General features: G+C 49.3%; 6 protein-coding genes and 4 pseudogenes. All 10 read left to right on the top strand.

Annotated elements, in window-relative coordinates; genetic code table 11:
* Positions 1 to 434 precede the first annotated feature (434 nt).
* A pseudogene (locus tag TZ48_RS05555) lies at positions 435 to 1,837 on the top strand (ABC transporter substrate-binding protein).
* Positions 1,838 to 1,992: 155 nt separating this feature from the next.
* Positions 1,993 to 2,979 carry an ABC transporter permease gene (locus tag TZ48_RS05560; RefSeq protein ID WP_112478533.1) on the top strand — a complete coding sequence of 329 codons (987 nt, stop codon included), beginning with the start codon at positions 1,993 to 1,995 and terminating at the stop codon, positions 2,977 to 2,979.
* Positions 2,980 to 2,981: 2 nt separating this feature from the next.
* Positions 2,982 to 4,007 (top strand): ABC transporter permease, encoded by a 1,026-nt coding sequence (locus TZ48_RS05565; protein ID WP_112478534.1) that lies wholly within the window; start codon positions 2,982 to 2,984, stop codon positions 4,005 to 4,007.
* Between the two features lie 2 nt (positions 4,008 to 4,009).
* Positions 4,010 to 4,999 (top strand): ABC transporter ATP-binding protein, encoded by a 990-nt coding sequence (locus TZ48_RS05570; protein WP_112459506.1) that lies wholly within the window; start codon positions 4,010 to 4,012, stop codon positions 4,997 to 4,999.
* Between the two features lie 51 nt (positions 5,000 to 5,050).
* Positions 5,051 to 6,043, top strand: coding sequence for an ABC transporter ATP-binding protein (locus tag TZ48_RS05575; protein ID WP_162674507.1), 993 nt, complete (start codon positions 5,051 to 5,053; stop codon positions 6,041 to 6,043).
* Positions 6,044 to 6,103: 60 nt separating this feature from the next.
* A pseudogene (locus tag TZ48_RS05580) lies at positions 6,104 to 7,808 on the top strand (glycoside hydrolase family 9 protein).
* An 11-nt stretch (positions 7,809 to 7,819) separates the two neighbouring features.
* A pseudogene (locus tag TZ48_RS05585) lies at positions 7,820 to 8,697 on the top strand (glucosamine kinase nucleotide-binding domain-containing protein).
* 9 nt (positions 8,698 to 8,706) lie between these two features.
* Positions 8,707 to 10,661, top strand: a pseudogene (locus tag TZ48_RS05595) (beta-N-acetylhexosaminidase).
* 39 nt (positions 10,662 to 10,700) lie between these two features.
* Positions 10,701 to 13,106 (top strand): glycoside hydrolase family 94 protein, encoded by a 2,406-nt coding sequence (locus TZ48_RS05600; protein WP_112478537.1) that lies wholly within the window; start codon positions 10,701 to 10,703, stop codon positions 13,104 to 13,106.
* 83 nt (positions 13,107 to 13,189) lie between these two features.
* Entirely contained in the window at positions 13,190 to 14,602 is a 1,413-nt protein-coding gene (locus TZ48_RS05605; RefSeq protein ID WP_112478538.1) for a phosphoglucomutase/phosphomannomutase family protein, read from the top strand.
* The last annotated feature ends 130 nt before the right edge of the window (positions 14,603 to 14,732 follow it).

Below are 14,732 nucleotides of genomic sequence, written 5' to 3' on the forward strand. Positions count from 1 at the left end.
TAATTGATAAATTGTGCTTTAAGGTGTTTTCTTAGTAACGCCTAAGGCCTACAGGCCACTCTTTGGGAATGATTAAAGAGGTAGGCTTTAGCAAACATGTGAGAGGGAAGCACTTGGTCTCTCTGTGAAACAAAAGCAAATAGTAAGGAATAGCTATGCTTGCGCATATTAAAAAAACAGCACTAGCGACAGCAATTATTGCAACCGCAGTTACAGGTTTTAGCTCTGTAGCAACAGCCGCAGAACGCAGCGAACTCACTATCCACCCGAAAGAGTTCAACACCTTTGTACGTAACTTTAACCCATACTTGGGTGCAACCTACTTACATACAACAACCGACTTCCTATACGAGCCGCTTGTTGTCTTCAACGAAATGCACGGCAATGAGCCTGTATTCCGTTTGGCAGAAAACTTCACAATCGCTGATGACCTAATGTCAGTAACCTTTGATATTCGTAAAGGCGTGAAGTGGTCTGATGGCGAAACGTTTGACGCAGACGATGTAATGTTCTCGTTCAACCTTGTTCAAAACAACTCTGCGCTAGACCAAAGTGGTATCAACTCTTGGGTATCTAAAGTTGAGAAAATCAACGACTACCAGGTGAAGTTCTACGCAACAGAAGCAAACTCAAACGTTCCATACGAAATCGTGAAGGTGCCAATCGTACCTGAGCACGTATGGAAAGACGTTAAAGAACCAACCACTTTCATGAACGAAAACCCGGTTGCTCTGGCCCATTCACAGAAATTGATACTTTCACTCCTCAACTGTACGTCCAGTGTCGTAACCCGAACTACTGGGATGCCGATAACCTAGAAGTTGACTGTCTGCGCGTTCCACAAATCGCCAACAATGACCAGTTCCTTGGTAAAGTGGTTAACTCTGAAATGGACTGGACGTCTTCATTCATTCCGGACATCGACCGCACTTACGCTGCTGCGTCGCCAAACCACCAGTACTGGTACCCGCCATCAGGCACACAAGCGTTCCTAGTGAACTTTAAACACAAAGATCCAGTGAAAGCAGAAGCGCTAACTAACGTTGACTTCCGCCGCGCATTCTCTATGGCTCTTGATCGTCAAACTATCATCGACATCGCATTCTACGGCGGCGGTACAGTCAATGACTTCGCTTCAGGTCTAGGTTATGCATTCGCAACTTGGTCTGACGAAGCGACGCACAACAAGTACAAAGGCTTTAACACGTACGACGTTGAAGGCGCTAAGAAACTGCTTGCTAAAGCGGGCTTTAAAGACGTAAACGGCGACGGTTTTGTTGACACGCCATCAGGTAAGTCTTTTGAACTATTGATTCAATCGCCAAACGGCTGGACGGATTTTAACAACACAGTTCAACTAGCGGTAGAGCAACTGGCTGAGGCTGGCATCAAGGCGAAAGCACGTACACCAGACTTCTCTGTGTACAACCAAGCAATGCTAGAAGCGGACTACGACGTAGCGTACACCAACTACTTCCACGGTTCAGATCCACACAAATACTGGAACACAGGTTATAACTCTGCGCTTCAGTCAGGTGATGGTATGCCACGTTTCGCGATGCACTTCTATCAAAATGCAGAGCTAGACAAGCTTCTAAACAGCTTCTACAAAACGGCGGATAAATCTGAGCAGCTAGAAATCGCTCACGGCATCCAGAAGATCATCGCTCAAGATCAGGTAACCATCCCTGTCATGTCTGGTGCTTACATGTACCAATACAACACCACTCGCTTTGCAGGCTGGTGGAACGAGCAAAATCCTAAGGGTCGTCCAAACATCTGGGCTGGTATCCCAGAGCGTCTACTTCACGTACTGGACCTAAAACCAGTTAAGTAAGTAAACACAAACTAAAAGCGGTACGTCCGTACCGCTTTCCTCCCCCAAACGTGATTTGTCGATACGTGGCGCTCGTCGTCAGGGGTTACTCGTTTCAAATTTTGAGATGAGGCTACCAGCAACAAGGAAAAAGCTGGGTAATTAAGGTGTGAGTTATGGGTTATTTTTTAAGACGTTTGTCCTTTTATTTGGTGGCACTTCTGGTTGCAGCCACCATCAACTTTATTATTCCTCGTGCAATGCCGGGCGATCCGGTCACGATGATGTTCGCTAACGCGACAGTACAGGTTACCCCAGAGCGTATTGCAGCAATGAAAGAGCTGCTTGGCTTTGTCGATGGTAACTACTTCGTTCAGTACCTTCACTACATGAAGAATATTCTGAGCTGGGAACTCGGTACTTCTATTAAGTACTTCCCGCTATCCGTCAACAGCCTGCTAGGCAGCGCATTTGGCTGGTCACTATTCTTGGCGGGTACCGCGGTTATTCTTTCTTTCTCGATCGGTTCAGTACTCGGTATCTTCGCCGCTTGGAAACGCGGTTCTAAGTTCGATACATTCATCACTCCGGGCATGCTGATTATCCAAGCGCTACCACAAGTCGTTATCGCAATGATGGCCATGTTCATCTTCGCGATTGGCCTTAAGTGGTTCCCAACAGGTTACGCCTATACAGCTGGCAAAATCCCTGACTGGACGAGCTGGGAGTTCATCAAAGACGTACTGTATCACGCAGTCCTGCCGCTTATCTGTGCAACGGTAATTCAAATCGGTGGCTTCTTGGTGAACATGCGTAACAACATGATTAACCTACTCAACGAAGACTACATCACCATGGCGAAAGGCAAAGGGCTGAGCGAGAACCGCGTGGTCTTTAACTACGCCGCTCGTAATGCACTACTGCCGAGTGTCACGGCGCTTTCTATGTCTCTTGGTGTGGCTATCGGTGGTCAGTTAATTATCGAAATCATCTTTAACTACCCAGGCCTTGGTTCAGTACTACTCAATGCGATTCATGCACGTGACTACCAAGTACTTCAGGGGCAGCTACTTATTATGACTCTGTTTATGCTCTTCTTTAACTTAGCAGCAGACATGCTTTATGTCGTGCTTGATCCTCGTCTACGTAAGGGAGGCAAATAACCATGAAAGGTTTCTTACAGCTTGTTTGGCGCAATGGAACAGCCAGACTTGGACTCTCAATCATTGGCTTGTTCGTCTTTGTGGCGATTGCAGCACCGCTACTTACCAAACATGCTCCAGATAAACGTACCGGTAACTCTCATGAGTACCCTGGTGCCATCGTAAAAATGGCTCAATCTAACCCAGACGGTTGGGTAGCCACTAACCTCGCAGATGATCGCCGTACTTTGCTGATGTCTAAAAAAGCCGATCACACACTAGGTACAACCCGTATGGGTCGTGACGTTTGGTCACAGGTTGCTTACGGTGCACGTGTTTCACTCATGGTGGGCTTTGGCGCAGGCCTTACAGTGTGTTTTCTAGCAACGGTTATCGGCATCTCTGCTGGCTACTTTGGTGGCCGTGTGGATGAAGTGCTTACCGCAGCGATGAACATCATGCTGGTTATCCCACCCTTCCCTCTCATCTTCGTTGTGGCAGCCTTTATTGGTGAGGCTGGGCCACTGACCATCGCTCTGGTGATTGGCTGTATGTCATGGGCCTGGGGCGCGAGGGTTATCCGTGCACAAACCCTTTCACTACGTGAAAAAGAGTTTGTAAAAGCCGCTGAAGTACTGGGTGAGTCACGTCTTCGCATCATCTTTGTTGAGCTACTACCAAACCTTATTTCTATCGTTGGTGCGAGCTTCATCGGTTCGGTGATGTACGCCATCTTGATGGAAGCGACCATCTCATTCCTAGGGATGGGCGATCCAAACACCATCAGTTGGGGCATCATGCTTTACAACGTGCAAACCTCATCAGCGATGCTCATTGGCGCTTGGTGGGAAGTTATCGCACCATGTTTAGCACTGACCTTCTTGGTAACGGGCCTTGCACTGCTTAACTTTGCAGTCGACGAAATCGCTAACCCTCAGCTTCGTTCACACAAAGGCATGAAGCGTTGGAAGAAAATCCAAGAACAAGACAAGAAAGAACGCGAGGTTGAAGTCGCGCCACAAAATGCACTATGGAGCGGAGACCGTTAATCATGTCAGACCCACTAATTTCAATCCGTAACCTTTGTGTTGACTACATTACTGATGCCGGCGATGTCCGCGCCTGTAACAACGTCAGCTTTGATATTGGCAAGGGCGAAGTCTTTGGCCTAGCTGGTGAGTCGGGCTGTGGCAAATCCACTGTTGCTTTCTCATTAATGCGCCTGCATAAGCCGCCTGCATACATCAGCGGTGGTCAGGTACTGTTTAACGGTGAAGACATTCTTCAATACAGTGATGAACGCATGCAAACGTTCCGTTGGAGTGAGATGTCGATGGTGTTCCAAAGTGCGATGAACGCATTAAACCCTGTACTCACCATGGAAGAGCAGTTCTGCGATGTGATTATGCGTCACACTAACTTAACTCGTCAGCAAGCGGTAAAACGCGCACAAGGTTTGTTAGAAATCGTCGATATTCACCCAAGTCGTTTGAACGACTACCCACACCAATTTTCCGGCGGTATGCGCCAAAGATTGGTTATCGCGATTGCATTGGCGCTGAATCCAAAAATGATCATCATGGATGAGCCAACTACGGCACTCGACGTAGTCGTACAGCGCGAGATCTTACAGAAGATCTACGCACTAAAAGAAGAGTTTGGCTTCTCTATCTTGTTCATTACCCACGATATCTCTTTGATGGTCGAGTTCTCCGATCGCATCGGCATCATGTATTCCGGTGAGCTGATTGAAGTCGCACCGTCCAAGCAGATCCTAGAGTCGCCATACCACCCTTACACCAAAGGTCTGGGTAGCTCATTCCCACCACTGACGGGACCAAAAACCAAGCTAACGGGTATTCCAGGTAACCCATTGAACCTTTTGGAAATACCACAAGGGTGCCGATTCCAAGCGCGCTGCGAACGTGTTCACGAAGCATGTACGCGAGTACCTACTAAGCTGCGTCAAATCGAGCACAACCGTTTTTCTAACTGTCACTTGTACGGTGAACCCATTGCCGTTGCGCAAGAGTTGTCATAACGACCACCAGCGAAATAAGTAAGTACTAACAAGGATTTCTGGAGAACCATTATGAGCAACTTTGGTGAACTACTGATAGAAGGCAACAATGTTGTTAAGGACTTCCCTATCAACAGTAATGCCCTATCTCAACCTATGATGCGAGCCATTAACGATGTCTCGTTCAAAATGTACAAGAGCCGTGGCCTTGCCGTGGTTGGCGAGTCGGGCTCGGGTAAATCAACCACCGCTAAGATGATCGCTAAGATGTATGCCCCGAGCGGCGGCGAAATCAAATATCGCGGCCGTGACATTCAAGAGATCAAGTCAAACCGCGACCTGATGCAATACCGCGAAGGCGTGCAAATGGTATGGCAAGACCCGTTTGGCTCGCTAAACCCAACCCATACTATTTTCCACCACATCGCGCGTCCGCTGCTGATCCACAACAAAGTCAGCAAGGGCAACAAAAAAGAGCTCGAAGAGCGCGTTTATGATCTGCTCGAACAAGTGGGCTTGATCCCGCCAAAAGAGACCGCAGCGAAATACCCACACCAGCTATCTGGCGGTCAGAGACAGCGCGTTAACCTAGCCCGAAACATTGCGGTAGGTGCTGAGGTCGTGCTAGCGGATGAGCCAACATCGATGCTTGATGTATCGATTCGTGCTGGCGTTCTCAACCTGATGGAAGAGATGAAGTTTGAGAAACAAATGTCGCTACTCTACATCACCCACGACATTGCAACAGCGCGCTACATTGCCGAAGACATCTCAGTAATGTACGTCGGCCACATGGTGGAATGGGGCGATACCGATGAGGTTATTGCTAACCCACAACACCCGTATACCCAGCTTTTGGTTTCAGCCGTGCCTGATCCAGCGAAGTCTATTCATACAAAACTGGCTGGCAACAAAGGGGAAATTCCGCTTTGGACACCAGAATCAGTCGGCTGCCCATTCGCAGGTCGCTGTGCACACGCCACCAGCAAATGTCGTGAAGCACTGCCTGGTGTCACTAAGCTGTCTGACAACCACTTTGTCCGTTGTTACTTATACGAAAACTAAACTTTTTGGCTCCCGTTTTGGGAGCCCATCCATACCGAGAGAGAAGTAATGGAAGAAAACATGCAGTTGCTGACCAACCACATTGGCTACCACGCGAACAGCGAGAAACGTGCCATCTTGATGGCATCACTCGCTCAACATGAAGTTGCAAGCGCATTCTTAGTCGATGCGCAAAGTGACGAGATTGTGCTTGAGCTGAGCCCTATCGGTGGCTCCAAAGTGGATAATTGGCACATGGGTGTTTTCTTCACTATCGACTTTAGTCAGTGGACAGAACAAGGCCGCTACTATCTACGTTACCAAAACATCAAATCACAAACGTTTGAAGTGGGCGGCACCTCGCTTCACAACCGCAGTTTCTCCGACATTATTCACTACTTCAAATCACAGCGCTGTGGCGGTGAATTTGATATCGCAGACAAGAACGCTCCGATTGTAGGGAGTTCACAACGCGTTGATGTGCACGGCGGCTGGTATGACGCTTCTGGTGATGTGAGCAAGTACTTAAGTCACCTGTCCTATGCCAACTACCTAAACCCCCAGCAAATTCCCATGGTGGTTTGGAACATGCTCAAAGCCCACGACCTGGTAGGCAAAGAAGCAGAACCCAATTTTGTCACCTCACGACTGCTTGAAGAAGCGTTGCATGGCGCAGAGTTCCTTAAACGCATGCAGCACCCTAGTGGCTTTTTCTACATGACGGTATTTGATAAGTGGAGCAAAGATACCGAGCAGCGAGAAATCTGTGCCTACGAAACTCAGCTTGGTCATAAGAAAAGTGACTTCGAAGCCGGGTTTCGCCAAGGTGGTGGCATGAGTATCGCGGCGCTTGCGAAAACCAGTCAGGTTGCGAGCCTGTCTCGCGAGCAATCTCAAGATACTTAGAAGCGGCGAAAAAGGCTACTGGCACCTCAAAGAGCACAACAGCCGTTATTTGAACGACCAAACAGCTAACATTATCGACGAATACTGCGCACTCATGGCCAGCATCGCCCTATTCCAAGCCAGCGGCGAGCAGCAATACTTGAGCGAGGTTCGCGACTGGGTAGAGGCACTCAGTCAACGCGCTCAAAGTGACCAGCAGCACAGCTTCTACTGGTCAGCGAACTCGGATGGCAGTCGTCCTTATTTCCACGCTGCAGAGGCGGGACTGCCAGTGATCGCACTGACCGAATATCTCGCCATCGAACCAGATCACCAGCGCGCATTGCAAGTTCAAGCACTGTTGACCCAAGCCTGTCAGTTTGAAGTGTCTATCACTGATCAGACCTACAACCCATTTGGTTATCCAAGACAATATGTAAAAGCGGTCGATGGCGAGAAACACAATGCGTTTTTCGTTCCCCACAACAACGAATCGGGTTACTGGTGGCAAGGGGAAAATGCCCGCATCGCTTCTCTTGCCTCCATGGCGCTATTAGCTCAGCCACATCTTGTTAATGATGAACTTAAAGCCCAGCTCGAACACTATGCCAATGGCTGTATTAACTGGATCCTCGGCGCTAACCCATACGACATGTGCATGCTCGATGGGCATGGTCACAACAATCCAGACTACCTACCTGAAATTGGCTTTTTTAACGCCTTAGGCGGTGTGTGTAATGGCATCACATCTGGGTTTGAAGATGAATCCGATATCGCCTTCAAACCAGAAAAACACAAAGACGACATGCTACAGAACTGGCGCTGGGGAGAGCAATGGATCCCTCACGCAGGCTGGCTTCTGCTGGCTCTCGCGCTGTGGCAACAACACTATAAAAAATAAAGGGAATCATCATGGCTAGGTATAAAGTAGGTATCGACGGTGGGGGAACCTCCTGCCGCGCTCGAATTATCGATGACAATAACACTATCATTGGCGAAGCCAAAAGCGGCAGTGCCAACATCATGCTCGGCGCTGAATTGGCCATGCAATCTATCATCGACTCCATCGAGCAAGCAGCAACGCAAGGCGGCTTAGACGCGTCATCGTTTTCACAGATGGACGTTGGCCTTGCGCTTGCCGGTGCCGAACACAAAGCCAGTTATCACGCCTTTATGAATACCGAACATCCGTTTGCCAGCGTGACACTCAACACTGATGGCTATGGCGCTTGCTTAGGAGCCCATCAAGGCGAAGATGGCGCAATTATGATCGCTGGCACTGGCTCTGTTGGTCTTTGCATTCAGGGTGACCAGCAGCATGTTGTTGGCGGCCGAGAATTCCCAATCTCCGACCAGGGCGGCGGCGCAGTAATGGGGCTTAGACTGATTCAGCAAGTGCTGTTAATTCAAGACGGCATTAAGCTGCTTCCCCTCTCGCTGAGATTGTTATGACCCATTTCAACCACGATATTGATGCGATTGTTGAGTGGTCTAAAAGCGCTTTACCGCGCGATTATGGGCAGTTTTCACCGGCAATTTTTGAATACGCCTACCTCAACGACAGCTTAGCCAAATCACTGCTACAACAGACCGCAGACGATATTGAAATGTTCCTTTGCGCGCTAAACCAGCGCGGTGCCGACAAGATCTGCCTGATGGGCAGCATCGCTGAACGCATCTTCGATTGGTTATCGCCTGCTGCACAGCGCTGGATCGTGGCTCCACAAGGAGATGCGATGGATGGTGCTTTGATGATGGCAGGCATTGAGAAACACAACCTGTACGAGTAAGGGGCGGATATGGATTTTCGTGTCGATTTAGCCATTGTAGAGCGTTTGCCAAAAGGCTGCCGCTTTGGCTTAACCTTGCATAACTTATCTGAGAAAAGCCATGCCAATTGGCAGCTGCACTTTGTTTTCGAGCGCTTTATTACGCCAGACAGCTTATCTCAAGGTAACCTTGCGCAAGTCGGCACCTTCTGTAGCCTCAATATTGAAGGGACACCTCTGTACGCCAACAATCATGTATATGTTGAGTTTTGTATTGCCACCGCGCCTTTCAAATCACTCCATGATGCATTAAAGAAGCCTACCTCAATACTGACAGCTTAACCCAGTATCCGGTGACCACCTCCCCAATTGTACTTGGTCAGGAGAAGACAAATCGAATCCAATTGACGACGTCTTTGAAGGCAAACACGGCCTGATCCCTGAGCCACAGTCCATCGAACTTGGCGACAGCGTGTATGAGCTGACTCGTTACAGCCAGATCTGCGTCGAAGATCAAGCAATGCAATCGGTCGCCAATTGGCTCAAAGATGAGATCGACCGTTTGTTCGCGATCACGACCAAGTCCATCGGTCAGCAAGATATTCGTTTTCGACACTCACCAGTGCTGGATAATGAAGCCTACAAACTGCGTGTTGATCACACCGGAATTGAAATCGAATCCAATGGCAACGCCGGGTTTGTGTATGGCTGCGCAACACTGATGCAATTGATGGACTTCGACAAAGACCGTCAAACCTTGTATGTCCCTCACGTTGCCATTCACGATGCTCCGCGTTTTCGCTATCGCGGCGTCATGCTCGACAGTGCTCGCAGCTTTCAGCCAATAAGCGAAATCAAAACGTCTTTTGAATCTCTTTGCTCACTACAAGATCAACACCTTTCATTGGCACCTTACCGACGATGAAGCTTGGCGCCTTGAGATTCATGCCTTTCCTGAATTGACGGATGTAGGTGCATGGCGCGGTGCAAAGCGCGTTTTAGAGCCTCAACTGCACAGTATTCAGCGCGACTATGGCGGTTATTATACCCAGCAAGAGGTGGCTGAAATCATTGAGTACGCCGCTGCACGTAACATCCAAGTCATACCTGAAATTGACGTCCCGGGTCACAGTCGTGCTGCGATTAAATCATTGCCACATCTGCTGGTCGACAAAGACGACAGCTCTAGCTATCGCAGTGCCCAGAACTACTGTGATAACGTACTTTCTCCTGGTTTACCGGGCACCTATCAGTTTCTTGATACCGTGTTTGAAGAAGTTGCCGCTCTGTTTCCCTCTCCGTTCATTCATATTGGCGCAGACCAAGTTCCAGTTGGAGTATGGAGTGACAGCCCAAGCTGCCATGCATTGATGGCCGAACATGGCTATCACAACCCGAAAGATCTTCAAGGCCACCTACTGCGTCATGTCGAAGATAAACTTAAGTCACTTGGCAAGCGCATGCTGGGCTGGGAAGAAGGCAACCTGGTCAACAAAGTCAGTAAAGACACCATTGTTTACTCTTGGCTGAGTGAAGAAGCGGCAATTAACTCTGCCAAACTCGGCTACGACGTCATTCTCCAGCCAGGCCAAAGCACCTACCTCGACATGGCTCAAGATAACAACGTCAATGAGCCAGGTGTGCATAGCGCGAATACCATCACCCTTGAGAAAGCCTATCACTATGAGCCGCTGGCTCAGCTGCATCCAGATGATCCCGTCAAAAAGCGCATTTTGGGCATGCAAGCGGCTGTCTGGACAGAGAGGATCACTTCACCAGAGACACTCGACTATATGATGTTCCCACGCCTCACTGCATTGGCAGAAACCGCATGGAGCACCAACAACCACAAAGATTATCGCGCCTTTCTGTCACGGCTTAAACGCCACCTCAGTTTGCTCGACAGACAACGCGTGAAATACAAACACCCTTGGCCAACAGGGCAAGGTATACAAGGCGCGCAATACCAAACGCAGCGCCAATAACAAACAAACGGTTTTAATTTCCCCAATAAGGATATCATCATGCAATACGGCTACTTCGATAACGAGAACCGAGAATATGTTATCACTCGTCCCGATGCCCCTGCTCCTTGGACTAACTACCTAGGGACAGAAAAATTCTGTACCGTCATTTCGCACAATGCGGGCGGTTACTCGTTCTACAATTCCCCAGAATACAATCGCGTGACGAAATTCCGTCCTAACGCAACGTTTGACCGTCCTGGGCACTATGTGTACCTACGTGATGACGAGACAGGCGACTATTGGTCAATCTCTTGGCAGCCTGTGGCAAAAAGCCTAGATGAAGCCAATTACGAAGTTCGTCACGGCCTGTCTTACTCTAAATTCAAATGCCAATACTCCGACATCGAGGCCACCAAAACGCTGTTCGTACCAAAAGGTGAAGATGCGGAAGTATGGGATGTCGTTATCCGCAACACTGGCGATAAACCGCGTACCATCAGCGCGTTCTCATTTGTTGAGTTCTCGTTTAGCCACATTGCCTCTGACAACCAAAACCATCAGATGTCGCTCTATTCTGCGGGCACCAGCTACCAAGAGGGTGTGATTGAGTACGACCTGTTCTACAACACCAACGACTTTGAAGGCTACTACTACCTAGCGTCGACGTTCACTCCAGACAGCTACGATGGTCAGCGTGATAGCTTCCTTGGCCTGTACCGCGATGAATCAAACCCGATTGCCGTTGAAAAAGGTCAATGCTCGAACCATACCCAAACCTGCTACAACCACTGTGGTTCTTTACACAAGCAATTTACTATTGCCCCGGGTGAAGAAGTGCGTTTCGCATACGTACTGGGTATTGGTAAAGGCAACGGCGAGCGTCTGCGCGCCAAGTACCAAGACTTGTCTGAAGTCGATGCAGCCTTTGATGCGATTAAAGCCCACTGGGATGAGCGCTGCGCAAAATTCCAAGTGACGTCGCCTAACGAAGGGCTGGACACCATGCTTAACACATGGACGCTGTACCAAGCGGAAACCTGTGTGGTTTGGTCGCGCTTTGCGTCTTTCATTGAGGTGGGCGGTCGTACTGGTTTGGGTTATCGCGATACTGCGCAAGATGCGATGGCGGTACCTCACTCAGCCCCAGAAATGACACGTAAACGCATCGTTGATCTACTGCGTGGTCAGGTGAAAGCAGGCTACGGTTTGCACCTATTCGATCCAGACTGGTTCGATCCAGACAAAGCCGATGTAGAGCCATCAAAATCGCCAACCGTTGTTCCAACACCAAGTGACGAAGACAAGATCCACGGCATTGCCGATACCTGTTCAGACGATCATTTATGGTTAGTACCAACGATTTGTCGCTACGTGATGGAAACCGGCGAAACAGACTTCTTTGATGAGGTGATCCCATACGCTGACGGCGGCAATGCGACCGTTTACGAGCACATGAAAGCGGCACTTAACTTTACCGATGAGCACGTAGGTGCGACAGGCATCGCCAAAGGTCTGCGTGCGGACTGGAATGATTGTCTAAACCTAGGTGGTGGTGAATCATCCATGGTGGCGTTCCTGCATTATTGGGCTCTGCAAGACTTCGTTGACCTCGCACGTAACCGTGGTGAGCTTGATGATGTCGCCTACTACCAACAAATGGCGCAAAAAGTTCAAGACGCCTGTGAAACGCACCTTTGGGATGAAGACGGCGGTTGGTATATCCGCGGTATCACCAAAAATGGCGACAAAGTCGGTACCAGCACCCAAACCGAAGGTAAAGTTCACCTTGAATCCAACACCTGGGCAGTGGTGTCTGGCGCGGTAAGCGAAGAGCGCGGCAAGAAAGCCATGGACGCAGTCGATGAGTATCTCTACTCAGACTTCGGCTTACACCTTAATGCACCGTCTTTTGCAACACCAAACGATGATATCGGTTTCGTCACTCGCGTTTATCAAGGCGTAAAAGAAAACGGCGCGATCTTCTCGCATCCAAACCCATGGGCATGGGTTGCTGAGGCGAAACTGGGACGCGGCGATCAAGCGATGAAATACTATGACGCGCTCAACCCGTATAACCAAAACGACATGATCGAAACGCGCATCACAGAGCCGTACTCTTATGTGCAGTTCATCATGGGTCGTGACCACCAAGATCATGGCCGAGCTAACCACCCTTGGCTAACAGGTACCTCTGGCTGGGCTTACTTCGCCGCGACCAACTACATTCTCGGTGTAAGACTGAGCTTTAATGGGCTAGTGGTTGATCCATGTATTCCGACAGAATGGCCAGGGTTTGAGGTGACTCGCCAATGGCGCGGTGCGACGTATCAAATCAAAGTCGACAACCCAAGCAATGTTAGCAAACGCGTGAAATCTATCACCCTGAACGGCGAAGCGATTGAGGGGGCTATTCCACCGCAAGCGGAAGGCAGCGTGAACCAAGTTCATGTGGTGCTGGGCTAATTCGCCCTTCTGCAATGATGAGCTACTGTGTGAGCTCATCATTGGTCACACTGCATGAGCAGATAACCTCTTAGGAGAGAGAGATGATCAAATTTGGAACAGGCGGCTGGCGCGCCTTTATTGGCGAAGAATTCACTAAGGACAACGTGAAGCTCGTCGCGCAGGCGCTAGCTAACATCATTAAAGCCGAAAACGTGGCCGAGCGCGGGTTCGTGATTGGCTATGACCGCCGTTTTTTATCTGACAAAGCGGGGCGCTGGTTTGCAGAAGTATTGGCAGCTAACAGTATCCCAGTGAGCTTTATCGATAAGTTTGTGCCTACCCCGATAGTCATGTACAAGGCGAAAAGCATGGGCTGCGCGTATTCTGCGTGTATCACCGCGTCTCATAACCCAGCAGATTACAACGGCATCAAGGTGTTTATTGAAGGCGGTCGTGACGCTGATGAAGTGATCACCGAGAAGATCGAAGCGCAGATTGCCAACCTGACTCAACAAGAAGTCATTTCTGGCGATTTCGAGCTGTGCGTCGAGCGCGGCGCGATCACCGTGATCAACCCGATGAACGAGTTTGTTGATTCGATCATCGACCTTATCGACATCGACGCGATCAAACGCGCCAATCTTAAAGTGCTCATCGACCCGATGTTTGGGGTAGCGAAAAACGCACTGCAAACGGTGCTTATTAATGGACGCTGTGATGTTGACGTCATCAACGATGGTAAAAACCCGGACTTTGGCGGCTTGATGCCTTCACCAAGTGCGGCGACACTTTATCGTCTTAAGCACCTCGTGGCGGCAGAAGGCTACGATATCGGTATTGGTACCGATGGCGATGCTGACCGTCTTGGCATCATTGATGAAAAAGGCAACTTCATTCACCCGAATGAAGTTCTGCTACTGCTCTACTACTATCTCCTTGAATACAAAGGCTGGAAAGGCTCAGTGGTTCGTAATATCGCTACCACTCATCTTCTGGATAAGGTCGCTGCCGACTACGGTCAAAAGAGCTTTGAGGTTCCCGTAGGCTTTAAGCACATCAGTAGTCAAATGGAGGCCGACGATTCACTGATTGGCGGTGAGAGCTCAGGCGGCTTGACCATTCGCGGTCACATCAAAGGTAAGGACGGCGTATTTGCCTCTAGCCTGTTAGTCGAAATGCTCAGTGTCACTCAGAAGACGCTTTCCGAGCTGCTATCAGAGATCTACGGCAAGTATGGCTACGCCTATACCGCCGAAGGTGATTGCACCTTTAAACCATCACAAAAAGACAGCCTATACCACAAACTCTACGTCGAGAAACTGCTTCCTGAGTTTGAGTATGAGGTAGAAAAAGTTAGCTATGCCGATGGCGCGAAAGTGTACTTTAAAAATGGCGGCTGGGTGATTGCGCGTTTCTCTGGAACCGAGCCACTGCTGCGCATCTTCTGTGAAATGGAAGACAAGGAACAAGCGGAATATGTTCTTCAACAGATGAAAGACTTTTTGTCTTTGTAGTCACTGTTTCCTTTCCTTTTTGCCTTAAGCGGTCTCGACTCACCTTCTTGACCGCCTATTAGCAAAAAGCTCCCTATAGGTGGAGAACATCTTTGCCCGGAACGACTGTCTCCGGGCTTTTTTTTGTAGT

Origin of the sequence: Vibrio variabilis, assembly GCF_003263785.1 — a bacterium.
Classification (GTDB): Bacteria; Pseudomonadota; Gammaproteobacteria; order Enterobacterales; family Vibrionaceae; genus Vibrio; species Vibrio variabilis.